Genomic DNA, 25,576 nt, shown 5'->3' on the forward strand with positions numbered 1-25,576 from the left:
TGGAGGCAACCATGAAAAACATCATCGGTATCTACACCAGCCCTCGCGGCCATTGGGTCGGCGATGGCTTCCCGGTTCGCACCCTGTTTTCCTACGACAACCTGGGCAAACACATCAGCCCGTTCCTGCTGCTTGATCACGCCGGCCCTGCCGAATTCACTCCGACCACCGAGCGCCGTGGCGTCGGCCAGCACCCGCACCGTGGTTTTGAAACGGTGACCATCGTCTACGATGGCGAAGTGCAGCACCGCGACTCGACCGGCAGCGGCGGCACCATCGGCCCCGGCGATGTGCAGTGGATGACGGCGGCGTCCGGGATCCTGCACGAAGAGTTTCACTCGGATGATTTCGCCAGAACCGGCGGCAAACTGGAAATGGTGCAACTCTGGGTCAACCTGCCGGCCAAGGACAAAATGGCCGCGCCCGGCTACCAGACCATTCTTGATCGCGACATTCCGAATATCGCGCTGAAGGACGGCGCCGGCAGCCTACGGCTGATTGCCGGTGAGTTCGAAGGGCATAAAGGGCCGTCGCAGACCTTCACGCCGATCGACGTCTGGGACCTGCGGTTGCACGCCGACAAGTTGCTGACACTGGATCTGCACGAAGGGCGCAACACCGCGCTGGTGCTGTTGAAAGGTTCGGTGACGATCAACGGTGCGCAAACGGCGGGTGTCGGGCAGTTGGCGCTGTTCGAGCGCGACGGTCGTCAGTTGACCCTTGAGGCCAGTGAAGACGCGGTGGTGTTGCTGCTCAGCGGCGAGCCGATTGATGAACCGATTGTCGGCCACGGCCCGTTCGTGATGAACACCGAGCAGGAAATTCATCAGGCATTCGCCGACTTCCAGTCCGGGCAATTCGGCCGAATGCACGGGTAACTACCCCCTGTGGGAGCGGGCTTGCTCGCGAAAGCGCAGTGTCAGTCGATGCGTGTCTGACTGATCCACCGCCTTCGCGAGCAAGCCCGCTCCCACATTGGTTTTTGGGTGTTTTTACGCGGGCGTTCATCCTCTGAAATCAATTGCTCCTACACTTGCCCAATCTGTGCGATCTTCTCGCGATTGGCCCCTGTCGGAGTGGTTTGATGTTGTCTTTTTTGAGCGAACATCCGTTGTTCTGCGCGTTGATCCTGATCCTCCTCGATCTCGGGCTGTGGCGCCTGATTAGCTCCCGTGGCAGCGAATGGAAGCTGCTGGTGCGAGTGCTGATTTTCAGCCTGTTCAGCGTGCTGTTGTTCAACGAAGGCCTGAATCCGATGGAGCCGGCGCCGTGGGCCGACAACGTGCCGCTGCATCTGGCGGCGACCGGATTGCAGATCGGTTGGTGGCTGTTCGGCGCGCGCACCCTGACCGTGCTGATCGGCGCGGTGATGATGCAGCGGGTCGGCCACACCGGGCGACTGTTGCAGGATCTGCTCGGTGCGGTGATTTTCCTGATCGCGATTATCGCCGCGCTGGCCTATGTGCTGGATCTGCCGGTCAAAGGTGTGCTGGCGACGTCCGGGGCCTTGGCGATCATTGTCGGTCTGGCGTTGCAGAGCACCTTGAGCGACGTGTTCTCCGGGATCGTGCTCAACACCACCAAGCCCTATCAGATCGATGACTGGATCTCCATCGACGGCACCGAAGGCCGGGTCGTCGATATCGACTGGCGCGCCACGCGTCTGCAAACCAGTCAGGGCAGCATGGCAGTGATTCCCAACTCGCTGGCGGCCAAGGCCAAGATCATCAACTTCAGCCGACCGAGCAACATGTTCGGGGTGGCCGTCAGCGTCCAGGTCAGCCCGCACGCTCGCCCCAACACGGTGATCGACGCGCTGGAACGGGCAATGCAGGGTTGCCGTCCGCTGCTCGACAATCCTTCGCCGAGCGTCGCACTGAAAAGCTCCAGCAGCGCCGGTGCGGAATATGAGATCAGCGGTTTCGTCTCGTCGATGGATCAGAAGCGCTCGGTGCGCAATCAGCTGTTCGATCTGGCTTACCGACACTTGCAGGCGTCCGGGGTCAATCTGTTGTCGAGTGTCGAACCGATCGTCGCCGGCAACCTCTCACGGCCACGGGCGCTGCTCGACAGTTCGCCGATTTTCTCCACCCTGCGCCAGGAAGAGAAAGACACCTTCAGCCAGAACATGACCCTGCAGACTTTCCGCGCCGGGGAGACGATTCTCGATGCCGGGGAGGTCAGTGATCATTTGTTCATCATCGAATCCGGCGTGGTCAGCGTGACCTTGACCCGCCATGGCACGCCGTTCGAATCCGGGCGCATGGGGCCGGGGGAGGTGATCGGCGAGGCCGGCATCCTCTCCGATTCCTCGGTGCCGGCGACCTTCGCGGCGAAAACCTTCTGTGCGCTGTACCGCATCGAGAAGACCTACCTGAAGCCGTGCCTGGATGCGCGCCACGACATCAACGAAGCCATGAAGGCTTTGCTCGATTATCGCCTGCACAAGGCCCAGACCCTGACACAGGACGTGCCGACCGTGGTGGCGAAAACCGGGTTCCTGCACTGGTTGCGTAATCGCGTGTGACGCGGTGGTCTACTCGTCTTCCGGGAGATTGGCTATTTGTCCGGGGCAGTGGCGGGACTACCTTAGTCACACATTCACTGGCCCCGGAAACTCCATCATGAAAGCTCGTACCGATTTCTACACCGCCTCCCCAGACGCTCTGAAAGCGATGATCGCCCTGGAAACCGCCGTCTCGAAACTGCCGCTGGAAAAGACCCTGGTCGAACTGGTCAAGCTGCGCGCTTCGCAGATCAACGGCTGCGCATTCTGCATCGACATGCACACCGCCGACGCGATCAAGGGCGGCGAGACTCCGCGCCGTCTGTTCGCCGTGACCGCGTGGCGTGAAGCGCCATTCTTCACCGACCGCGAACGTGCGGCGCTGCTGTGGACCGAGTCGCTGACCCAACTGAGCCTGACCCACGCCCCGGACGAAGACTACGACATCGTCGCAGCGCATTTCACACCCAAGGAAATGGTCGATCTGAGCGTGGCGATCAGCACCATCAACAGCTGGAACCGTCTGGCGGTGGGGTTCCGTAAAACCCCACAGCTCTAAGCCGCAACACATGCCCCTGTAGGAGCTGTCGAGTGAAACGAGGCTGCGATCTTTTGATCTGGTTTTTAAAAAATCAAAGTCAAAAGATCGCAGCCTGCGGCAGCTCCTACAGGGGGAGGGGCGTTTCGGAAACCGTGATCAATGCGCATCCGCACTCGGCGCGGCCGGTGGTTGCACCTTGCGCATCAAGGGCACCATCGCCGTGGCGATGATGAAGCACAACATGATCATCAAAAAGGTGTCGCCGTAGGTCTGGGTCTGCGCCTCGCGGTAGGTCAGCAGCCACAGCTGATGCAGGCCGGCGGTGACGCCGACATCACCGCTCTGACCCAGCGTCGCCAGGTTGCCACCGACCTGCGACAACCACTGATTCAGCGCCTCGTTGCTGCTGTTCAGATGCTCGGCCAGGCGGGTGAAGTGCAGGTTGGTGCGGTCATTGAGAATGGTCGCGCACGCCGCAATGCCGATGGCGCCGCCCAGGTTGCGCATCAGGTTGAACAGCCCCGAAGCGTGCTTCAAGCGTGCCGGGGCCAACCCGCCCAAAGTCAGCGTCACCGCCGGTGGCACCGCCAATTGCTGGGCGATTCCGCGCAGCGCTTGCGGCAGCATCAATTCGCCCGCGCCCCAGTCGTGGGTGACCGGACTGAATTCCCACATCGACAACGCAAACAACCCCAGGCCGATCATCATGATCCAGCGCAGATCCATGCGATTGGCGAGAAAGGCGTACAGCGGAATCGCCATGATCTGGAACACCCCGGTGGAAAAAACCGCCAGACCAATGTCCAGCGCGCTGTAGCCGCGTACCCGTCCGAGAAACAGCGGGGTCAGGTAAATCGTCGCGAACAGGCCGATCCCGGTGACAAAGGAAAAGAAGCAGCCCAGGGCAAAATTGCGATCCTTGAGTGCACGCAGATCGACGATCGGATTGGCCACGTGCAAGGTGCGCCCGATAAAGGCCAGACCCGCCAGACCGCTGATCCACGCGGTGGTCAGGATGGTGCTGTCACTGAACCAGTTCCAGCGCGGGCCTTCTTCGAGGGTGTATTCCAGGCAGCCGAGAAACAGTGCGAGAAACACCATGCTCAGGTAGTCCGCGCCCTTGAGCAGCGCCAGTTCCGGCTGGTCGATCTTCACCAGCATCGGCACGGCCACGGCGACGAAAATTCCCGGCACCAGGTTGATATAGAACAGCCAGTGCCATGAGGAAATGTCGGTGATCCAGCCGCCGATCACCGGCCCCAAGGTCGGCGCCAGCGAAGCCACCGCACCGATGGTCGCGGCGGCGATCACCCGTTGTTTGCCGGTGAAGAAAAAGAACGCGGTGGTGAACACCAGCGGAATCATCGAACCGCCGAGAAAACCTTGCAGCGCACGAAAGGCGATCATGCTCTGGATGTTCCAGGCCACGCCGCAGAGCAGGCTGGCCAGGGTGAAGCCGACCGCCGAGGCGCAGAACAGCCAGCGCGTGGAGAACACCCGCGACAGCCAGCCGGACAGTGGAATCACGATGATTTCAGCGATCAGGTAACTGGTCTGCACCCACGCGGTTTCGTCGGTGCCGGCCGAGAGTCCGCCGCCGATATCACGCAGCGACGCCGAGACGATCTGGATGTCCAGCAGCGCAATGAACATGCCGATGCACATCGTGGCGAAGGCGAACACTTTGGTCGCGGTGGCCATGTCGGCGGCGTTGAACGGTTGCGCCGGGGCGGAGAGGGCGGTACTCATGGCGCGACGGCCACGGCGCTGGTTTCGGCTTGCGCACGGGTGTCGACTTCAGCGGTCACCGACAGCCCCGGCCGCAGATGACCGAGCACACCGTCGGCCGGATCGAGGAGGATCCGCACCGGCACCCGCTGGACGATTTTGGTGAAGTTGCCGGTGGCGTTCTCCGGCGGCAGCACGCTGAATTGCGAGCCGGTGGCGGGAGCGAGGCTGTCGAGGCGGCCATGGAATTCCTGGCCGGAGAGCACATCGGCGCGGATGCTCACCCGTTGCCCGGGTTTCATCCGCGCCAACTGGTCCTCCTTGAAATTGGCATCGACCCACAGACCGCTGGCCGGCACTACCGACAACTGTTGCGAACCGGCCTGGGCGTATGCGCCGACCCTCGCGCGACGGTTGCCGATCACGCCGTCGACCGGCGCGCGCAGCTCGGTGTAGCCGAGGTTCAGTTGCGCCAGATCACGCTCGGCCCGGGCTTGTTGCAGGGCGGCGCGGGCCTGTTGTTTCTGGGTGTCGATCACTGCCAGTTGGCGTTGTGCGGCGAGCAGTTCGGCCTGGGCGCGGGCACTTAGGGCCTGGGCGGTCTTGAAGGTGGCGTCGGCGCGTTGGGCGCTTTCCACCGAGACGGCATTGGTGCTTACCAAGCGTTTGTAGCGCGCATTGTCGTCCCGCGAGCGAGCCGTTTCGGCACCGGCAGCATCGATGCCGGCACGGGCCTGGCCGATCACGGCTTGCTGCAATTGTTCGGTAGCGTCGAGGTTGGCCAGCAGCGCCTCCTCGGCGGCAACCGCGCCCTCGGCTTTGGCGAGGTTGGCGCGGTAGTCACGTGCGTCGAGGCGGATCAGCACGTCACCGGCCTTCACTGGCTGGTTGTCACTGACCAGCACTTCTTCGATGTACCCGGCGACTTTCGGCCCGATCACCGTGACGTCGCCACCGATGTAGGCATCGTCGGTCTCCTCCAGAAAGCGCCCGGTGCCCCACCAGTGAGCGGCGTACACGCCGACCACCACCAGCGCGATCAGCCCGGCACCGGTCAGCAGCAGACGTTTGCGCAGTGGCGGCTTGGCAGGGGTGACCGGAATAGACAGCTCGGGCTCAAGGTTGGGCATGCTGGTCATGGCGTAATACCTGTGGAAGAGGATCGTTATTACGGTCGTAATATGACGCAAGTAATATTTTGTGGCAATTGAGTTTTTGTGCCGGTCGTCAGTTGCCTGTTTGCGACTCAGGTTTTGGAGCGGTTCCGCTAAACAGTTCCGACGGGGAAGTGGGTCGGGCGCTGGAGAACTCGATATCCGCTCTCGGGGAAACCCTTATGCCTTGCGCCTTTGCTGGCGGTGAGCGCAGCAAAATCAATTGTTTAAGAAATGTAAGCACTGTAGGAAGCGTCTTGCATTTGTGTAGGAAGGCTCTGACTATCACTCGCATTGATGGGGTGGCATTACGCCATTTTATGATTGCAAGGATGTTGCGTGCCGTATTCGCTTTGCGCTGTTTTCCGTCGTCGTTCCACGCTTTGCCCGTTGTTGTCGGCCTTTGTTTTGAGTGTGTGTGCTTCCTCGATTCAAGCGGCTGACCCTGTTGCGCCGGGCCAGGAAGTGCTGCGCCAGCAGCAACAGCAACAGCGCGATCTGCAACAACTGCAGATGGAACAACGCAAGCGCCAACTGGAGCGCGGTGCGTTCGGTCCGGCACCGGCCACGCCGGGCATCCCGCAAACCGTCACCCCCGATGAACGCTGCTGGCCGCTGAGCGGTACGCGCATTGGCGGCGTTACGCTGATCGACAGCGACAAACTCAACGCGCGGATCAAACCGCTGCTGGCGCCGTGCATGGGCGTCGGCCAGATCAACCATCTGCTGGCGACCATCACCGCGATCTACGTCGAGCAGGGCTACATCGCCAGCCGCCCGTACTTGCTGAGCGCGCCGGCGGCGGGGCAGTCGCTGGACATCATGATCGACGAGGGCTACATCGAGTCCATCGAGCTCGCCGATCAGAGCCTGCCCGTTTCGCTGGGCGGCGCGTTCCCGCATATGCTCGGCCAGCCGCTGAACCTGCGCGATCTGGAGCAGGGCCTGGATCAACTGAACCGCTTGCGTTCGATCGACCTGACCGCCGACATCGCCCCCGGTAGCCAACCGGGTGCCTCGCGCATCATCCTGCGCTCGCGCACCTCCGGGCAGTCGCGCTGGGCGTTGGGCCTGGGCATGGACAACCTTGGCAGCGCCAGCACCGGGCGTGACCGCGATACCGTCAGCCTGAGCTTCGACAGCCCGTTGCAACTCAACGATCTGTTAAGCCTCAGCGCCAGCGACACGTTGAATCAGGGCGACCGCTACAGTCGTAACGCCAGCCTGTATTACGCGATTCCCTACGGCTACTGGACCTACAGCGCGTTCGCCAGCCACGCCGAATACCGCGCGCCGTTCAAACTGCCCAGCGCGACCTTGTACAGCACCGGCATCACCGATCAACTGAGCCTGCGCGCCGACCGCGTGTTATGGCGCGACCAGAGCCGCCAGCTCAGCGCCAATCTGCAGTTGGCGCACAAGGACGTCGACAGCTATCTGGAAGATGTCCGCCTGGGCATTCAAAGCCCGACCCTGACCGTGGCCGAAGCCGGACTCAACCTGTTCTGGCTCGACCGTGCGGTGTGGAATCTCGACTTCAGCTACTCACAAGGCTTGCGCTGGCTGGGCGCCGATGACGACGCCAATCATGCAGTCAGCAACCTGCCCAAAGCGCAGTTTCGCAAGTACCGCGCCGGCCTCAGTCAATGGCGCAACGGTCAGTTCGGCGCGCAAGCGTGGCAGTGGCAAAGCCAGCTCAATCTGCAATACAGCCCCGACCCCTTACCGGCTATCGAACAGTTGCTCGGCACCGATGATTCGGCGGTGCGCGGCTATCGGGTCAGCAGCGCTTCCGGCGCCAGCGGCGCGATCTGGCGCAACACCCTGCGCCTGCCGCTGCGCAGTGATTGGCCAGTGCAGTTCACCCCGCGCGTGGGCCTGGACAACGGCTGGCTCAAGGCTGACCACGGCGCCCAGGGCCAACGCCTGAGCGGCGCCAGCGTCGGGCTGAATCTGGGCTGGAAGAATCTGCAAGTGGACGTCGATTACCAACGCGCCCTCAACACCCCCAACGGTTTGCAGCACGAGCCGGAGACCTGGCTGATGCGCGTGGGGTTGCAGATATGAGCACTACCGAGACTCATCAAGCAGTGAACAAACAGCCGTCGGATCTGAGCGCGACAGCCACGGCCAAGACCAAATCGCGCGCCGTGATGCCGTACTTACATGGAGACGTTTTTATGCCAGCACACACCTTTGCATTCCATCTTTCTCCTCGGGGCAAATTGCGCTGGGCGATCGCCAGCCTGTTCTTCGCCGTGCACCTGCCCAGCGCCATCGCCGGCGGTGTGGTGGTCGCTCCCGGCCCCGGCGGCACCGCGCAATTGCAGACGCAGGGCGGCGTGCCCATCGTCAATATCGTCGCGCCCAACGGCTCGGGCCTGTCGCACAACCAGTTCCTCGACTACAACGTCGACCGTCAGGGCCTGGTGCTGAACAACGCCTTGCAGGCCGGGCAATCGCAGCTCGCCGGGCAACTGGCGGCCAACCCGCAACTGCAGGGCCAGGCGGCGAGCGTGATCCTCAACGAGGTGATCAGCCGCAACCCTTCGGCCATCAACGGCGCTCAAGAAATCTTCGGCCGTGCAGCCGATTATGTGCTGGCCAACCCCAACGGCATTTCGGTGAACGGCGGCAGTTTCATCAATACGCCGAACGCCAGTCTGCTGGTCGGGCGTCCGGAATTGAACGATGGCAAGCTGCAAGCCCTGAGCACCCGCGATGCCAGCGGACAGTTGCAGATCCACAGTGGCGGCCTGCGTAACGCCGAAGGTTCGGTCAACCTGATCGCCCCGCGCATCGACAGCCAGGGCCGCATCGACGCCCGCGATCAACTGAACCTTACGGTCGGGCGCAATCAGGTGGATTACGCCAGCGGTCAGGTCAAAGCCGTGGACCCGGCGGGCAACACTCAGGATCAACGCATCGACGCCAGCCTGTTCGGCGCGATGCAGGCCGGGCGCATCAATATCGTCAGCACCGCCGAAGGCGCGGGCGTGCGTGTGGGGGCGGTGCAAGTGGCTGGGCGTGACGGCGTGCAGATTCGTTCCGCCGGCGACCTCAGCGTCAGCGGTGAAGCCATCCCCAACAGCCTCGAAGTGACCCGTGCCGGCATTCGCAGCAGTCAGGGTGATGTCGGCCTGCACAGCGGCAACGACCTGACGCTGGCCGCCACCGATGTCAGTGGTCGCGACGTCAGCGTCAATGCCAAGCGCAACCTGACCCTGAGCACCGTCGAAAGCCGCAAGCTTCAGGAAAAACGCGAGAACTGGAGCAACAGCACCATCGGCATCACTTGGGAAACCTACGACCGGACCCAGACCGACAGTGAAACTCGCCAGCACGGCAGCCAGATCGTCGCCAGCCGCGACGCCAGGCTGACCTCCGGCAAAGACACCGAACTCAAAGCCGCCAAAGTTGAAGCGGCGAAAAATCTCGATGTGCAAAGCGGCGGCGATCTGCGCCTGACCGCGGCCACCGAAAGCCACACCCAGACCGATCAGGGCAACCATCGCAAGCATCTGTGGAAGGCTGACTGGAACAACAGCAGCGAAGAACAGCGCAGCATCGGCAGTCAGTTGAAGGGCGGCAATATCGCTCTGCAAACCGCCGCGTTGCTGCGCGCCGAAGGTGCCGAACTGAACAGCGCCGGCGATGTGAAACTGACGGGAAAACAGGTGGAGGTCACCACGGCCACCCGCACCAACCGCAGCAATAACAACAGTTATTCTGGCGACCTGGTCGGCGGTGGTTTCTTCGGCAAGACCGGTGACGCCGACAAGGGCCAGACTCAGCATCAGGGCAGCAAAATCAACGCCGCCGGTAAACTGATCGTCAAGGCCGACGATGTACGCATCAGCGGCAGCCAGGTCCGTGGCGGAACCGAGGCCAGCGTGATCAGCGATCAGGGTTCGCTGGTGATCGACGGCGTGCAGGACACCTCGCACAGCAACAACCACGACAAGGACAGCAAGTTCTTCGGCATCACCAAGGACGAGTCGCGGCAGAACGCCAAGGACAGCACCACGGTGCGCAGCGAGCTGGTCTCCGACAGCAACCTCAAGCTCAAGAGCGCCAAGGACATCGAAGTCGCCGGTTCCACGGTCAAGGCCGGCGGCGCGCTGACGGCGGATGCTGCGGGGGATGTGAACGTGCATTCCACGCAGAACAGCCACGACAGCAGTTCGACCACCGAGACCCGAGGCTTCGATGCCTACGCCAAAGAGCAAACGCCGGAGCAATATCGCGCCGGGGTGCACTACGAAGACAAGCAGCAGACCGTCACCCGTAACGACGTCAACCAGCAAGGCTCGAGCCTCAGCGGCGGAAGCGTGCAGGTGAAGGCCGGCGGCGATCTGACGATCAAGGGCGGTGAAGTCAAATCCACTGCTGGCGATACCACGCTGAGTGGCAAGAATGTGTCGTTGCTGGCCGAACAGGACAGCCACAAAACTTCGACCGACACCTCCAGCACCGGCGGCGGTTTCTACTACACCGGCGGCCTCGACCGCGCCGGCAGTGGCGTCGATTTTGCCCACAGCACCACGCAAGACAGCAGCAGCAAAACCACCGCGCAAACCACCCACGTGCAAAGCAGCGGCAGCCTGAACATCAACGCCGACAAACTGCTGACCGAAGGCGCGCAGGTCAAGGCTGGCAACGGCCTGAACGTCGCGGCCAACGAGATCGACAACCGCGCGGCGAGCAACACCGAAAGCAGCACGCACAACCAGAGCAACTGGTCGGCGGACATCGGCGCCAACGTTGAATACAAGGACATCGCCCGCCCGATTGCCGGTGCGGTCAAGGATGTGCTCAACGGCAAGGTGCCGGACAAGGAAGCCCTGAGTAATCTCGGCCAGCCGAACGTCGGTATCGACGTGGCGATCGGTCACGGCAGCACCGACAAGACCGAGCAGAACAGCAACGCGGTGGTCAGCCGTTTCGACGGCGGCAGTGTCGAGGTAAAAACCGCCGGCACCCTGCGCGACCAGGGCACCCAGTACAGTGCGAGCAACGGCAAGGTCAACATTAGCGCCGATAAACTGGTCGCCGATGCAGCGAGCAACACCCACAGCAGCACCGATAATTCAGTGGATGCCAAGGTCGACGTGCGGGTCTACACCAAGACCGGCGAGGACGTGAACGTCGCAGGCAGCGGTGAGGGTGGCAACAGCTACAGCAGCAAGGACAGCAGCACCGCAGTGGTCGGCGGTTTTGCCGGCAGCCAAGGCCTGAACATCAAGGTGGGCGGTGATGCGCAGTTCGCCGGCAGCCGTTTCGACGGCGGGCAGGGCGGTGTAAGCATCAAGACCGGCGGCGATCTGGCGCTGAATCAGGCCAATGACCGCCAGAGCAGCAGCGACTCCAGCCTGCGCGGCAACGGCTCGCTGACGGTCGGCACCTTGCCGGGCACCGACGGCACCAACGTAGACCTCGGCGCTGGCTTCCAGCTCGACCACACCGGCAAGCAGACCTCTGACACGCAGGCTCACGTGGCGAGCATCAGCGGCAACGGCCCGGTGCAACTGAGCAGCGGTGGCAATCAGGTTCAGCAAGGCACCAGGATCGACAGCGCCGGCGGCATTGAGCTGCACGCTGACGGCAAACTCGATCTGCAAGCGGCCGTTGATACCCACACCGCGACTGGCAGCAATCTCGGCGGCGGCTTGAAGGGCGGCGGCAGCAAATCCAGCAGCGAGAAGAGCCGCGATCAGGGCGGTAATCTGAGCGGCAACTTCAACATCGGCCGCATCAACGAAAGCTCGCAAACCCTGACCGGTGGCCAGCTCAACAGCCAGAGCCAAATCGCCTTGGGCGGTGACGCGGTGCACCTGCAAGGCACGCGAGTCAGCGCGCCGAACGTCAGCATCGATGCGCAGAAGGGCGGTTTGGTTCAGGAGTCGGCGCAGTCCACCGAGAGCCGCAACAACTGGAACGTTGCGCTGAATGCCGGTGGCAACCTCAGCAGCAAGACCCCGACCGCAGCCGATGAAAAGGCCAGCAGCGATCACGGCTTCAATGCCGGGGCCAAGATTGGCGTCGACTACCTACAAGGCACCACACAGCAGAACAGCCAGATCAAGGCTGACAGCGTGGTGCTCAACAGCGCAGGTGATGCACGGCTGTCGGGCGCGCGGATCGACGCGAAAAATGTCAGCGGCAAGATTGCCGGTGACCTGACCGTCGAAAGCCGTGAGGACTCGAAGACGCAAGCCAAGGTCGATGTCGATCTGGGCCTGACCGCGAAGAAAAATCCACCGGACGACAAGGAAAAACTCGCCGGCACTGACTACAAACCAACGCTGAAAGCGCAGGGCGAATACACCCACAAGGACAGCGTGGCGCAGGCCTCCGGCATCAGTGGCAGCCAAGGCGTAAACCTCGCGGTGGGCGGCGCGACACAGCTGACCGGCGCGCGGATATCGGCGAGCGAGGGGAAAGTGGATGTGGGCGGTTCGAAGGTCGTTGGCAGCGATCTGGTCAGTCGTGAGTACGGGGTGAAAGCCGGACTGGACCTGCCGCAGAAAACCGAGGAGAACGCACCGAAGGTGACGTTCGATAACGGCAATCTGAAAGTCGGTCCGGTGACCCTGAGCGGCAATCTGGACAGCCAGACCCTGCAGGCCGGGATCGACGAAAAAGGCTAAGCATCACCGCTGTAAAAACTGTGGGAGCGGGCTTGCTCGCGAAGGCGTCAATTCAGTCGACAAATTAGCTGACTGAATTGACGCCTTCGCGAGCAAGCCCGCTCCCACATTGGTTTCTGTCTCGACCAGATCCGGCGGTCAGTTCGAAGCCTTCGCCTTGCCAGCGCTCATCAGCACGACCACCGCCAACAGCGCGGACAAAATCGAACCCAGCAACACACCCACCTTCACCGAATCGACCAGGTGCGCTGCGCCCGGGAACGCCAGTGCGCCGATAAACAGGCTCATGGTGAAGCCGATCCCGCAGAGCAGGGCGACGCCGTACAGCTGCAGCCAGCTCGCGCCTTGCGGCAGCTGCGCCAGACCACTGCGAATCGCCAGGGCGCCGAGGCCGAGGATGCCGATCTGTTTGCCGAACAGCAGCCCGAGCGCCACGCCCAGTGGTACCGGCTCAAGCAGGTTGCTCGGAGAAATGCCGGCCAATGACACGCCCGCGTTGGCGAAGCCGAAAATCGGCACCACGGCGAACGCCACCCACGGGTGCATTTTTTCTTCGAGGTACAGCAGTGGCGAGTTGTGCTCGTCTTCCGGATTACCCAGCGGAATGCACAGGGCCAGAATCACCCCTGCAAGGGTCGCGTGGATCCCCGATTGCAGCATGAAGAACCACAGGAAGGCGCCGGCGATCAGGTACGGCCAAAGCTTTCTGACACCGCAGCGGTTGAGGATCACCAGCAGTGCAATCACCGCCAACGAGGCCAGCAGCATGCTCACCGACAGGCCGCTGGTGTAGAAAATCGCAATGATCACCACCGCGCCCAGGTCATCAAGAATGGCCAGCGCGGAGAGGAAGATTTTCAGCGACACAGGCACCCGTTTGCCCAGCAGCGACAGCACGCCCAAGGCGAAAGCAATGTCGGTGGCGGCGGGAATCGCCCAACCGCTGAGGGTCTGCGGATTGCCCCAGTTGATCGCGACGTAGATCAGCGCCGGGACCAGCATCCCGCCCAGCGCGGCGAAGCCCGGCAGCGCACGCTGACCCCAGCTCGACAACTGCCCGGCGAGCATTTCGCGCTTGATCTCCAGGCCCACCAGCATGAAGAAGATCGCCATCAGGCCATCGTTCACCCAATGCTCGATCGACAAGCCGGCGACTTTGATGTGCAGAGTCGAGAAATACGTGGCCGCCCACGGCGAGTTGGCGACCAACAGTGCGGCGAGGGCCGCGGCCATCAGGATCAGACCACCGGCAGACTCGGCGGCGAAAAATCGGGAGAGAAAGGCCAGGGCAGACGGCGAATCGTGGCGGGCAGGGGCAGCATGCAGGCGTGACGGATCGTGGCTCATAGGCACGGCAACTCCGCGCGGCGGCCCGACCTGCGCTGAATTAAACCTGCCCTGCCGCGTTGTTGCGGTGGCACCCGGGCGGCATTTTACACAATAGGTGGGGGAAGGCGCGGTTTTACTGACGATTGCCCTTGAATGGAGGGTTTCCAAGGAATGAATTGCCGGGCTTAATAGGAAGCATTACTATTCACGCCCCTTTCCACCGCACGCTGTCATGAACCCCATGCTGCCCCGCAGACCCGGCTTTTTCGAGCATTACGAAGAGTTGATCGGCACCTGGACCCGGCGTCTGCGCAATCGCGCGCAGGCCGAGGACTTGGCGCATGACACCTTTGTGCGGGTGCTCGAATCCGATTCGGCAGCGGTGCAGCAGCCACGGGCGTATTTGCACCAGACCGCACGCAACATCGCGGTCGACGGTTATCGGCGTGAGGATCGGCGGGAAGCCATGGAGTCGCAGGCGATCGATCACAGTGTGTCGTCCACCGGCGACCCGGAGCATTACATGCAGGCGATCCAGTTGGCCGACTCCATCGAACGGGCGCTGCAGGAACTGCCGCTCAACTGCCGGAAGATTTTCGTCTGGCAGAAGATCGAAGGGCTGACCCAGGCGGAAATCGCCGAACGCCTGGGGCTGTCCAGAAATATGGTCGAAAAGTATATGATCCGCACCCTGCGCCACTTGCGCGATCGCCTCGACGGCATGCAGTCATGAGCGGCCGCCGCTTTTCATCCCCAGCCCGACAGGACATTCCATGATGGATACCCGTGATTGCGCGTGCGGGCAAACAACGGTGCGTGACGAGGCAGCACGCTGGTTTGTGCGTTTGCAGGAACCGCTGATCAGTGCCGACGAACAGCAGCGCTTCGACGCCTGGCTGAACCAGCATCCGCAACACCGTGACGAATTCCAGTTGCTGCAAGGCTTGTGGACGGCGGCGGATCTGCTGCCGGCGCCGCGCCTCAAGGCCCTCGTTGAAACCCCGCCGAGCCGTCGCGAACGTCGTCCGCTGGTGCGCTATGCCGTGGCGGCCAGTGTACTGGCGGTGGCGCTCGGCCTCGGTTTGTTCAGCGGTCTGAATCACCCCGATGGTTATAGCGCCGAGTTCGCGACGGCGTTGGGTGAGCGCAAGCATGTGGCGCTGCCGGACGGATCGGTGATCGACCTGAACAGTCGCAGCCGTCTGCAAGTGCATTATGAGAAGGATCGGCGGCTGATCGAGTTGAGTGAGGGCGAGGCGATGTTCAGCGTTCAGCACGACACCGCGCGCCCGTTCGTGGTCGAGGCCGGCAGTGGCAAGGTCACGGTCACCGGCACGCGTTTCGATGTGCGCCGCGATGTGACGCAAACCCGGGTCGCGGTGGAGCAGGGCACGGTCAAGGTGCAGGGGCGCAATGCAGCGGACAATCAATTTATCAACCTGACCGCAGGCCTCGGCACCCATGTCGATGCCGAGGGCAAAGTCGCTGCCGCGTATGCGGTCAATCCCGCCGAATTGACGGCGTGGCGCGGCGGCAAACTGGTATTCAACAACGCCAGCCTCAGCGAAGTGGCGGCGGAAGTTTCGCGTTATCGCGACAAGCCACTGACGGTCAGCAACCCGGCCGTGGCCAGTCTGCGCCTGACCAGCGTGTTCAAATCCGACAACACCGACGCCTTGCTCAGGGCCCTGCCAAACATCCTGCCGGTGGCCGTTCGCACCCTGGCCGATGGCAGTCAGGAAATAATTTCAAAATAAAATTCAGGTTTTTTTTGAGTTCATCGTCTTCCTGTTCAACTGCAACTGGTTTGCATTAACAGACGCGCACTCTTGCGATCCACAGGACTACGTTCGACGTGAAAAACACCTCAGCCAACAACAAAAAATCCCCCTGGTTACCGCTGGCCCTGGCGTTGGCGGTCAACGCCGCCGTGCCGCTGGCCTTCGCCGCTGAAGCCATTCACATCCGCGCCCAGCCGTTGGGCCAGGCCCTGAGCGAGCTGGGCCAGCAAACCTCGCTGCAGGTGTTTTTCAGTCCGGATCTGGTCGCCGGCAAACAGGCTCCGGCGGTCGATGGCGACATTTCTCCCGAGCAGGCGTTGCGCCAATTGTTGCAGGGCAGCGGTCTGGATTATCAGATCAACGAAGGCTCGGTGACCCTGTCGCCGGCCGCAACTGCCGCCAGCAATGGCCCGCTGGAACTGGGCGTGACCGACATCAAAGTGGTCGGCGATTGGCTCGGCGACGCCGATGCCGCCGTGGTGCAGAACCACCCGGGCGCACGCACGGTGATCCGCCGCGAAGCCATGGTCGAGCAGGGCGCGATGAACGTCAGTGACGTGCTCAAGCGCGTGCCCGGTGTGCAGGTGCAGGACTCCAACGGCACCGGCGGCAGCGACATCGCGCTGAACGTCGGCGTGCGTGGCCTGACTTCGCGCCTGTCGCCACGCTCCACGGTGCTGATCGACGGTGTGCCGGCCGCATTCGCACCGTACGGACAGCCACAACTGTCGATGGCGCCGATCTCCTCGGGCAACCTCGACAGCATCGACGTGGTACGCGGCGCCGGTTCCGTGCGTTACGGCCCGCAAAACGTCGGCGGGGTGATCAACTTCGTCACCCGCGCCATTCCGGAAAAAGCCACCGGGGAAATCGGCACCACGCTGGAGACCACCCGTTACGGCGGCTGGAAGCACATCGACACGGCGTTCCTCGGCGGCACTGCCGACAACGGCATGGGCGTGGCGCTGTTGTATTCCGGGGTCAACGGCAACGGTTACCGCGAGCGCAACAACGACAACGACATCGACGACGTGCTGCTCAAGACCCATTGGGCGCCGACCGATCAGGACGATTTCAGCCTCAACTTCCATTACTACGACGCCAGTGCCGACATGCCCGGCGGTCTGACGCAAAAGCAGTACGACGACAAGCCGTACGACTCGGTGCGCGATTACGACAATTTCAGCGGGCGGCGCAAGGACGTGTCGTTCAAGTGGATTCGCCAGATCGACGAGCGCACCCAGGCAGAAATTCTCACCTACTACACTGACAGCTTTCGCGGCAGCACCATCGCCGCCCGCGACCAGAAAACCCTCAGCTCGTACCCGCGTTCCTACTACACCCTCGGTGTCGAGCCGCGGGTGTCGCGGGTGTTTGATGTCGGCCCGACCACTCAAGAAGTCAGCGTCGGTTATCGCTACCTGAAAGAGGCGATGCACGAACAGTCGAGCCGTCTGGCGCTGGTCAACAATCAGCCGGTGGTCACCCCGACGTCCGACGGCCATGTGTTCCAGGACCGCACCGGTGGCACCGAGGCCAACTCGGTGTATGTCGACAACAAGATCGACGTCGGCAACTGGACCATCACCCCGGGCATTCGCTTCGAGCACATCAGCACCGACTGGCACGACCGCGCCGTACTCGACACCTCGGGTAAGCGCGTTCCGGAGAAAAACCGCAGCATCGAAAGCAACGAACCGCTGCCGGCGCTGAGCGTGATGTATCACCTGTCGGACGCGTGGAAACTGTTCGCCAACTACGAAACCTCGTTCGGCAGCCTGCAGTATTTCCAGCTCGGCCAGGGCGGCTCGGGTGACCAGACCGCCAACGGTCTGGAGCCGGAAAAAGCCAAGTCCTACGAGATCGGTACGCGCTACAACGATGACGTGTGGGGCGGGGAAGTGACGCTGTTCTACATCGACTTCGATGACGAGCTGCAATACATCAGCAACGATGTCGGCTGGACCAACCTCGGTGCGACCAAGCACCAGGGTATCGAGGCGTCGGTGCATTACGACATGGCAGCGCTCGACCCGCGTCTCGACGGTCTGACCGCCAACGCCGGATTCACCTACACCCGCGCCACCTACGAAGGCGAGATTCCGGGCTTCAAGGGCCGTGATCTGCCGTTCTATTCGCGGCAGGTGGCGACCGTGGGCTTGCGTTACGACATCAATCGCTGGACCTACAACATCGACGGTTTCGCCCAATCGAAACAGCGCTCGCCGGGCACCGGGGTCAACGCCGATGGCAGCTTCAACGGCAACTACATCACCGAAGGCACGGCTGACGGGCAGTACGGCGACATCCCGGGGTACGTGACCTGGAACGTGCGCGGCGGGTATGACTTCGGGCCGCAGGTGTCGAACCTGAAGCTTGGCGCCGGGGTGAAAAATGTCTTCGACAAGCAGTATTTCACCCGCTCCAGCGACAACAATTCGGGGATGTATGTGGGGGCGCCACGGACGTTCTTTGTGCAGGCCAGCGTCGGTTTCTAATGACGCCTGACCCTGTGGCGAGGGAGCTTGCTCCCGCTGGACTGCGCAGCAGGCCCGATTTTTTGGGGTCGCTTCGCAACCCGGCGGGAGCAAGCTCCCTCGCCACAATGATGGGTGTTCAGACCTTGAGGACTTTGCCGCCAATGGCCACGGCCAGCAACAGCAGCGCCATCAACCCGAAAGCAAAACTCAAACTGCTGGCATGCGCGACAAAGCCGATCACCGCCGGCCCCGCCAGAATCCCCGCATAACCCAGTGTGGTGATCGCCGGCACCGCGATGCTTTCCGGCATCACCGTCTGCTTGCCCACCGCCGTGTACAGCACCGGCACAATGTTCGAACAGCCGGCGCCGACCAGCGCATAACCCAGCAGCGCGGCTTCCCAGCTCGGGGCGAAGGTTGCGAGAAACAGGCCTGCCGCTGCCAACAGCCCGCCAAACAGAATCACCCGTGTGGCGCCCAGACGCCGGACAATCCGGTCACCCATCAAACGTCCCGCCGTCATGGTCAGGGCAAACGCTGCGTAACCGAGCCCCGCATACGCTGTGTCGATCCCGCGTTCCTGGGCGAGGAACACCGCGCTCCAGTCCAGCGCCGCGCCTTCGGTGAGGAACACGATGAAGCACATTCCGCCGATGAACAGCACGATACCGTGGGGAATGGCGAATGCCGGGCCGGAACTTTCACTGCCGTAGGGCAACATGTGCGGCACCGCTTTGAACAGTGCGCCGATCAACACCGCCACCACCACCAGCATCGCTGCCAGCGGCGTCAGCCCGAGGCCGAGGAGGGCGCTGACACCGGCCGCGCCGACAATCCCGCCGAGGCTGAACAGGCCATGAAACCCCGACATCATGTGCTTGCCGCTGGCCCGTTCGACGATCACCGCTTGCAGGTTGACGGTGGAATCCACCGTGCCCAACCCGGCACCGAACATGAACAGCGTGGCGATCAGCGCCGGTATCGACGATACCGTTGCCAGCAACGGCAGTGCCGCGCAAATCAGCAGGGTGCCGCCCGTCGCGACTTTGCGGCAGCCGAAGCGCGTGGCGAGAATCCCCGCCAGCGGCATCGCCAGAATCGAGCCGACTCCCAGGCACAACAGCAACAGGCCCAGCGTGCCTTCATCGAGCCCGGCGCGGGCTTTGGCGTACGGCACCAGCGGCGCCCACGCGGCAATCCCGAGGCCGGCGATGAAAAAGGCGATGCGCGTCGACATCTGTTGCAGGCGTCCGGGGACGAAGGTGTCTTGGGGGTTGAGGCTGGTCATATCGATCCTTGGCAAAAAACGTCGCGTCCCCGAATGACAGTGATCGCGCGTCGAGGTTCGATCGCAGGTCTCGGGGAAGTGCAGTCGACATCCTAACCTGTAGGGATGAGTCTGCTCGCGATAGAGGTGTGTCAGCCAACGAATATAGTGACTGACACACCGCATTCGCGAGCAAGCCCGCTCCCACAGTGATCTGCGCATGACAGCAGTTTTGTGAGCGCCCGCCATTTAATGTGGGAGCGGGCTTGCTCGCGAAGGCGGTGGCTCAGGCAATGACCAGGGCGCCTGATACTGCGCTATCGCGAGCAGGCTCACTCCTACAGGGGATCGCGGTTTACAGTGATGGCTTCGACAAGGTGAGTGAGGCCGGTGATGACGCAGTTCTACGATGCGCGGGGCAATATCTACGGGGTAGTTTCGCCCCAGGCACTTCGTGAGGCGGGGATCGATTTGCCGGTCGGTGCCGCGCAGTGTGTTGTGTCGAGACAGGCCTGGAGTCAGGCAGCCATTGCGCTGTGCTGCGACTGGCCGGAGGGCCAGCGTCCGGCGGGGAGCAAATCGCACCGCAGCGATGGTCTGTTGATCGGCCCGTTCCAGTCAGCGCCGCCGTTCGACGTGCTGATTGTCAACACCGACGGCACCTTGGCCGAACGCAGTGGCAATGGTCTGACGATTTTTTCCCAGTCGTTGCTGGAGCAGGGACTGATGCCGGCGGAAGGGGCGTCGCTGCGGGTGCATCACGACAAAGGGGACGCTGTGGAAACCTCGGTAAAACCGGCTGAAATCGAAGGTGTCAGCGGCTTCTGGCTGGACCTTGGTCAACCGGTCTTTGGGCCGTCGGCGGTGGATGCGCAGAATATTGAAAGTCGTGAGTTCAACGGGCGTGAAATGAGCCATGTAGAACCATTGGCCCAGCTCGATCCCGCGTGGCAGCACAGTCAGTTCGTGCGCATTGGCAATCCGCATTGTGTGACGTTGTTGAGCGACGTCGCCGATCTGCCGAGCAACCCGCAAATGCGCGAACCGCCATGGGCCGAAGGTCTGACCCGAATCGCCTACGCGATGCCGACCGGCGCCGGCCAGCCATGCCCGGCGGGCGTCAATCTGCAATGGGCGGTGCTTGAGTCAGCGCAGCGTATCGTCGCCCGGGTGTTCGAGCGTGGCGAAGGGCCGACGGCGTCTTCCGGCACCAGCGCCAGCGCAGTGGCGTGTGCGGCGTGGGCGGTGGGCTGGGTGTCGAGTGGGGAAGTGCAGGTGGTGATGCCGGGAGGAACGGCGCCGCTGTTGCTTGAAGAAGAGCAGGGTGAATTGGTGCGGGTCAGGTTGTTTGGTACGGCGCGATTGATCGGCTGAAGCGGCAATCGCCTTCGCTGGCAAGCCAGCGCCCACAGGGTTGTGTGGTGAACACAAATCACGCGTTCACTGCTGAATACTGTGGGAGCTGGCTTGCCAGTGGATGAGGCCATCAGCCTGACAACAGTTTCAGATTTGTCCGCTGCTGAACGCCACCACCGACATCTGCCGCTGCATCAGCACCTTGCCGCCGCGAATCGAATACAGCGGCAAGCCCTGGCTGCGAATCATTTCGTAATCGCTGTCCGCCGACAGAATCAGCAGGTTCGCCGGACGCCCCTGTTCCAGGCCGTAACGCTCGCCCAGGTGCATGGCTTTGGCACTGTTGTCAGTCACTAGGTCCAGCGCGTTCTGCAGGTTGCGATAACCGAGCATGTGGCAGATGTGCAACCCGGCCTCAAGCACGCGCAGGATGTTGCCGTTGCCCAGCGGATACCACGGATCGACGATCGAGTCCTGGCCGAAACACACGTTCATCCCGGCTTCAAGCAACTCGTTGACCCGGGTCACGCCCCGGCGTTTCGGGAAGTTGTCGAAGCGCCCCTGCAGGTGAATGCTTTCGGTCGGGCATGAGACGAAGCTGATCCCGGAATGCCCGAGCAGGCGGAACAGTTTGGCGCAGTAAGCGTTGTCGTAAGAACCCATCGCCGTGGTGTGGCTGGCCGTGACCCGCGCGCCCATGTCGCGGCTGCGTGCCTCTTCGGCGAGCACTTCGAGAAAGCGTGAGTGCGGGTCGTCGGTCTCGTCGCAATGCACATCCACCAAGCAACCGGTGCGTTCGGCCAGGTCCATCAGAAACTTCACTGAACTGACGCCCTGATCGCGGGTGTACTCGAAATGCGGAATGCCGCCGACCACATCGGCGCCCATGCGAATCGCTTCTTCCATCAGCTCGCGACCGTTGCGGTACGACTCGATGCCTTCCTGCGGGAACGCGACGATTTGCAGGTCGATCAGATGCCGGGATTCTTCGCGTACTTCGAGCATCGCCTTGAGCGCGGTGAGCTGCGGGTCGGTGACGTCGACGTGGGTGCGCACGTGCTGGATGCCGTGGGCGGCCAGGGCCTGAATGGTTTTCTTGGCGCGGGTCTTGGTGTCTTCTTCGGTGATGGTGACCTTGCGCTCGCCCCAACACTCGATGCCCTCGAACAGCGTGCCGCTCATGTTCCAGCGTGGCTCGCCGGCCGTCAGCGTGGCGTCGAGGTGGATGTGCGGCTCGACGAAGGGCGGCACCACCAGATTGCCGCCGGCATCGAGGTCGCCGGGGTTGAGGGTCGGGGCTTCGGTCTGGCGACCGATGTTGCGGATCAGACCGTCTTCCAAGTGCAATTCGTGCAAACCTTCCTGGTTGCGCAGTCGGGCGTTGATGATGTGCATCAGGCGAATCCTTCTTATAGGTCTTGTAATGGCACGGTGGCGCGACGGGCGCCGAGCAGGCCGGTGACGATGACATACGTTAGCGCGGCGGCGGCAATCCCTACCAGCGGCGCGACCCACGGCGAGTGGAACGCAGCGAGTGTGCCAACCGCGTAAGCCCCCAGCCCCGGCCAGTTGAACGCCGGCAGCCGTGCGTCGGCCAGACGCGGATAGCGCCCGCGCCAGCGGAAGAAAAAGTCAGCCATGATCACCCCGCCAATCGGCGGAATCACCGTGCCCAACAGAATCAGGTACGGCACCAGCATGTCGTACATGCCCAGCAGGGCGAGCAGGGTGCCGATCACCGCGCCGGCCAGGGTCACGGTTTTGCGTCGGCCGGTGCGCAGCAGGTTGCAGCCGGCGACGGCGAAGTTGTAGATGGTGTTGTCCTGGGTGCTCCAGATATTCAGCAACAGCATGGCCATCGCGGCCATGGCGAAACCTTGCAGCAGCAACACTTCAACCACGTCCGGCTGCTGATAGACGATTGCGCCGTAGGCACCGATCAGCACCATCAGGCCATTGCCGATGAAAAAACCGATCAGGCTCGCCAGCACGGCAACCCGTGCCGACCGCGAGAAGCGTGTCCAGTTGGTCGCCTGGGTCGCGCCGCTGACGAAAGTGCCGAACACCAACGTGATCGCGGTCGACCAGTCCAGCGAACCCGTCGGCACCACGCTGAGCAAACCATCGAGGCCACCGACTTTTACCGTCGCGACCCACATCGACAGCATCAGCAGCAACATCATCGCCGGCACTGCGATGTACGACAGGATCTCCAGGCCGCGATAACCGACATACGCCGTGGCGCAGAACACCAGGCCGAACAGCACCATCAGGCCGAGCACCGTGCCTTGCTCCAGTTCGAAGTATTTGCCCAGCACCACCGCCGCCGTCGCGGTGCCCCAGGCGTACCAGCCGATCTGGGTGAAACCGAGGATCAGGTCGCTGAGCTTGCTGCCGACCTCGCCGAAACAGAAGCGCCCCATCAGTACCGAATTCAGGCCACTTTTGAACGCGATGTAACCCAGCCCTGCCGCGTAGAGCCCGAGCAGCAGATTGCCGATGATGATCACCGCGAGCATCTCGCCAAAACTGAACGCGACGCCGAGCTTGCCGCCGGCAAACATGGTGGCGGTGAAGAAGGTGAAACCGAGCAGCACCATGGCGGTTGAGGCCAGGCCTTTGCGTGCATGCATCGGGACTTCGCTGAGGGGGTAGTCGTTGCCGGGATCGTTCTGCGTCATGGGGCGTTCCTTGCTGGATTGGGGAGACGCGGGGTGGGTTGCAGTGGTCGTGCCAACGACCGTTATGCGGATTATGTATAGCCGAGTCAGGGATTTCGGGGCGAAAGCAGTGCACCAGAACACACACAGGCCCAATGTGGGAGCGGGCTTGCTCGCGAATGCGCCCGGTCAGCCAATGCAGATGGCGACTGATACACCGCTTTCGCGAGCAAGCCCGCTCCCACAGTTTTGAACTGTGTGGGGGGCAGAGATCGGGGATGTCGGGGGAAGCCAAAAAGCATAGGCATAAAAAAACAGCCTCGGGGGCTGTTCTCTATTTTCCTGACAAAACACCAATCCTTTGTAGGAGTGAGCCTGCTCGCGATGGCATCGGCACATCTGAAATCAATGTGTCTGACAAACCGCTATCGCGAGCAGGCTCACTCCTACAGGGGGGATTGTGTTGAATCACTCACCGCGATAAATGCAACCGCTGGTGCAGGTCTCGTGAATGCGGATCGCGCTGAGTTCCGGCAGCAGGGGCTTCATTTCATTCCAGATGAATTTGGCCAGGACTTCGCTGGTCGGGTTTTCCAGGCCGGGAATGTCGTTCAGGTAGTTGTGATCCAGACGCTCGTACAGCGGCTTGAAAATCGCCTTGATCTCGGAGAAATCGCGGATCCAGCCGGTGTGCGGATCGAGGTCGCCGCTCAGGTGAATCGCCACCTTGAACGAGTGACCGTGCAGGCGCCCACACTTGTGGCCGTCCGGTACGTGCGGCAGGCGGTGGGCGGATTCGAAAGTAAATTCCTTGAAGATTTCCACAGTATTTTCGGCTCTGTTCAGGTGGCGTTCGCCGCAGCGATTCGGGCAGGCGGCGAGTTTACCAGCTTGTGTTTGGCGATGCGGGAAAACACTGACTAAAGGGTCAGCAAGCGCTCGGCGAGGCGACCGTTGGCCGCCAGTTCAAGAAACTCGTCGCCGAGGCGGCGGCTTTCGTCCATCGCCGCGTGCCAGTACTTTTGGCGGCTCGGCGCATCGCCCATGAAGCGCTTGAAGTCGTTACGATCCGGCAGTTTGCCGTAGGGCAGGCGCGCCAGATATTCCTTCGACGGTGCCAGTAACAGCACGTCCTGCAAGCGCTCGACCGAGGCCTTGCGCCAGGGCAGAGTCTTGTCGAACCAGCCCGGAATGACCCGGTCGGTGAAGTGTGGATAGAGCACGATGCCGTCGCCGCTGTAGGGCAGGTCGAGGTGATAGTCGAGCAGCCCGCCATCGCGAAAGGTGCCGGCACCGGCACCCGGCAGGTCGCGCACGCCTTCCATGACCATCGGGATCGAACCGGACGCCAGCAGCGCCTGGCGCAGGTTGCCGGCATTGAGGGCAACGAAGCGCGACGGGAAGTCGTGCAGCGCATTGACCGGCGGGGCGAGGCGCGGGTCGTGAATGATCAGCCGTTCGAAGTGTCGCGACAGGCGCGCGCGACCGCGCAGGTTATCGGCGATTACCGAACCCAGCGCCAGGCCGAGGCGGCCACGATGGTCGTCGGCCAGGCGTCCGTGGCTTTTGACCACCATGATGTTCAGGCGGTAGTCGGCATTGTTGAGGATGCTGGCGTCGCGGCCGTCGAGCAGGTCATTGAGCATGCGCTGCGAGCTCGCGCTGATCTCGGCCATGGTCACGCCTTTGTTGAAGTTCTGCTCGGCATACAACTGGCCGAGGCGGCGAATGCCTTCGGCGGCATCCGGCAGGCAGGCGCTGGCGAAGCGCCAGGAGCCGACTGAAGCACCGATCAGCGAGCGCTCGCGTGGTGCGCTCGGCAGCCATTCGCCGAACAACGCCAGATCAAGCCCCTGAATCCCCAATGCCTTCGGCCCGCCGGCCGCACCGGGCAGGGTGCCGACGTCAGCGGCGTTCAGCCCCTGGGCACGAATGCGCGCCATGGCCCGAGGGCCGGCCTTGAGGGTGAGGGCGGGGAACTTGATGTGGATGGCGGTCATACCGGTCTCGATCGTTAGCAAGCTTTGGATTATAGGCGCACTACTTGACCCTGTGGGAGCGGGCTTGCTCGCGAATGCGCTGTGTCAGTCGCCATCATTATTGCTGACCCACCGCATTCGCGAG

17 protein-coding genes are annotated in these 25,576 nt (G+C 62.5%); 9 read left to right on the forward strand and 8 right to left on the reverse strand.

Features of this window, described 5'->3' with window-relative positions:
* Window positions 1-11 precede the first annotated feature (11 nt).
* From V9L13_RS02145 to V9L13_RS02155, 3 genes are all read left to right on the forward strand, one after another.
* Window positions 12-878: a pirin family protein gene (locus tag V9L13_RS02145; RefSeq protein WP_338801321.1), complete on the forward strand. Its 867-nt coding sequence runs from the start codon at window positions 12-14 to the stop codon at window positions 876-878.
* A 206-nt stretch (window positions 879-1,084) separates the two neighbouring features.
* A complete protein-coding gene (locus V9L13_RS02150; protein WP_338801322.1) occupies window positions 1,085-2,527 on the forward strand; it encodes a mechanosensitive ion channel domain-containing protein in 1,443 nt (480 codons plus the stop codon).
* Between the two features lie 97 nt (window positions 2,528-2,624).
* Window positions 2,625-3,065 carry a carboxymuconolactone decarboxylase family protein gene (locus V9L13_RS02155; RefSeq protein ID WP_003223476.1) on the forward strand — a complete coding sequence of 147 codons (441 nt, stop codon included), beginning with the start codon at window positions 2,625-2,627 and terminating at the stop codon, window positions 3,063-3,065.
* 138 nt (window positions 3,066-3,203) lie between these two features.
* Here the strand turns inward: V9L13_RS02155 and V9L13_RS02160 are convergent, their stop codons facing one another.
* Together V9L13_RS02160 and V9L13_RS02165 are read right to left on the reverse strand one after the other, a co-directional pair.
* Window positions 3,204-4,796 (reverse strand): DHA2 family efflux MFS transporter permease subunit, encoded by a 1,593-nt coding sequence (locus V9L13_RS02160; protein WP_338801323.1) that lies wholly within the window; start codon window positions 4,794-4,796, stop codon window positions 3,204-3,206.
* Window positions 4,793-5,914: an HlyD family secretion protein gene (locus V9L13_RS02165; RefSeq protein WP_338801324.1), complete on the reverse strand. Its 1,122-nt coding sequence runs from the start codon at window positions 5,912-5,914 to the stop codon at window positions 4,793-4,795. The genes V9L13_RS02160 and V9L13_RS02165 overlap by 4 nt, the downstream gene beginning before the upstream one ends.
* Window positions 5,915-6,268: 354 nt before the next feature.
* Between V9L13_RS02165 and V9L13_RS02170 the strand changes: the two genes are divergently transcribed.
* Both V9L13_RS02170 and V9L13_RS02175 read left to right on the forward strand, forming a co-directional pair.
* Window positions 6,269-7,996 (forward strand): ShlB/FhaC/HecB family hemolysin secretion/activation protein, encoded by a 1,728-nt coding sequence (locus tag V9L13_RS02170; RefSeq protein ID WP_338801325.1) that lies wholly within the window; start codon window positions 6,269-6,271, stop codon window positions 7,994-7,996.
* Window positions 7,997-8,109: 113 nt separating this feature from the next.
* Entirely contained in the window at window positions 8,110-12,579 is a 4,470-nt protein-coding gene (locus V9L13_RS02175) for a hemagglutinin repeat-containing protein (RefSeq protein WP_338801326.1), read from the forward strand.
* Window positions 12,580-12,717: 138 nt separating this feature from the next.
* Here the strand turns inward: V9L13_RS02175 and nhaA are convergent, their stop codons facing one another.
* Window positions 12,718-13,926, reverse strand: coding sequence for a Na+/H+ antiporter NhaA (gene nhaA / locus V9L13_RS02180; protein WP_338802821.1), 1,209 nt, complete (start codon window positions 13,924-13,926; stop codon window positions 12,718-12,720).
* A 214-nt stretch (window positions 13,927-14,140) separates the two neighbouring features.
* Here nhaA and V9L13_RS02185 point away from each other — a divergent pair, with 214 nt between their 5' ends.
* The 3 genes from V9L13_RS02185 (at window position 14,141) to V9L13_RS02195 (ending at window position 18,187) form a co-directional block, all read left to right on the forward strand.
* Entirely contained in the window at window positions 14,141-14,641 is a 501-nt protein-coding gene (locus tag V9L13_RS02185; protein WP_003223490.1) for a sigma-70 family RNA polymerase sigma factor, read from the forward strand.
* Between the two features lie 40 nt (window positions 14,642-14,681).
* Window positions 14,682-15,665, forward strand: a complete 984-nt coding sequence (locus tag V9L13_RS02190) for a FecR family protein (RefSeq protein WP_338801327.1) — start codon at window positions 14,682-14,684, stop codon at window positions 15,663-15,665.
* Between the two features lie 98 nt (window positions 15,666-15,763).
* On the forward strand, window positions 15,764-18,187 hold the full coding sequence (locus V9L13_RS02195) for a TonB-dependent siderophore receptor (RefSeq protein ID WP_338801328.1): 2,424 nt from the start codon (window positions 15,764-15,766) through the stop codon (window positions 18,185-18,187).
* A 118-nt stretch (window positions 18,188-18,305) separates the two neighbouring features.
* On the opposite strand, the gene V9L13_RS02200 is transcribed toward V9L13_RS02195, so the two are convergent.
* Window positions 18,306-19,457: an MFS transporter gene (locus tag V9L13_RS02200; RefSeq protein ID WP_338801329.1), complete on the reverse strand. Its 1,152-nt coding sequence runs from the start codon at window positions 19,455-19,457 to the stop codon at window positions 18,306-18,308.
* A 372-nt stretch (window positions 19,458-19,829) separates the two neighbouring features.
* On the opposite strand from V9L13_RS02200, the gene V9L13_RS02205 reads away from it, so the two are divergent.
* The gene (locus V9L13_RS02205; RefSeq protein WP_338801330.1) at window positions 19,830-20,810 is read left to right on the forward strand and encodes a diaminopimelate epimerase; all 981 of its coding nucleotides are present in this window, start codon (window positions 19,830-19,832) and stop codon (window positions 20,808-20,810) included.
* Window positions 20,811-20,939: 129 nt separating this feature from the next.
* Here the strand turns inward: V9L13_RS02205 and codA are convergent, their stop codons facing one another.
* The 4 genes from codA to V9L13_RS02225 all read right to left on the reverse strand — a co-directional run bounded on the left by codA (window position 20,940) and on the right by V9L13_RS02225 (window position 25,452).
* The gene (gene codA, locus V9L13_RS02210; RefSeq protein WP_338801331.1) at window positions 20,940-22,187 is read right to left on the reverse strand and encodes a cytosine deaminase; all 1,248 of its coding nucleotides are present in this window, start codon (window positions 22,185-22,187) and stop codon (window positions 20,940-20,942) included.
* A 14-nt stretch (window positions 22,188-22,201) separates the two neighbouring features.
* On the reverse strand, window positions 22,202-23,473 hold the full coding sequence (gene codB / locus V9L13_RS02215; RefSeq protein ID WP_338801332.1) for a cytosine permease: 1,272 nt from the start codon (window positions 23,471-23,473) through the stop codon (window positions 22,202-22,204).
* Window positions 23,474-23,920: 447 nt separating this feature from the next.
* A complete protein-coding gene (queD, locus tag V9L13_RS02220) occupies window positions 23,921-24,277 on the reverse strand; it encodes a 6-carboxytetrahydropterin synthase QueD (protein ID WP_003223505.1) in 357 nt (118 codons plus the stop codon).
* Between the two features lie 95 nt (window positions 24,278-24,372).
* Window positions 24,373-25,452, reverse strand: coding sequence for a patatin-like phospholipase family protein (locus V9L13_RS02225; RefSeq protein ID WP_003223508.1), 1,080 nt, complete (start codon window positions 25,450-25,452; stop codon window positions 24,373-24,375).
* Window positions 25,453-25,576: the final 124 nt, after the last annotated feature.

It is taken from the genome of Pseudomonas sp. RSB 5.4 (assembly GCF_037126175.1).
GTDB classification, from domain to species: Bacteria; Pseudomonadota; Gammaproteobacteria; order Pseudomonadales; family Pseudomonadaceae; genus Aquipseudomonas; species Aquipseudomonas fluorescens_H.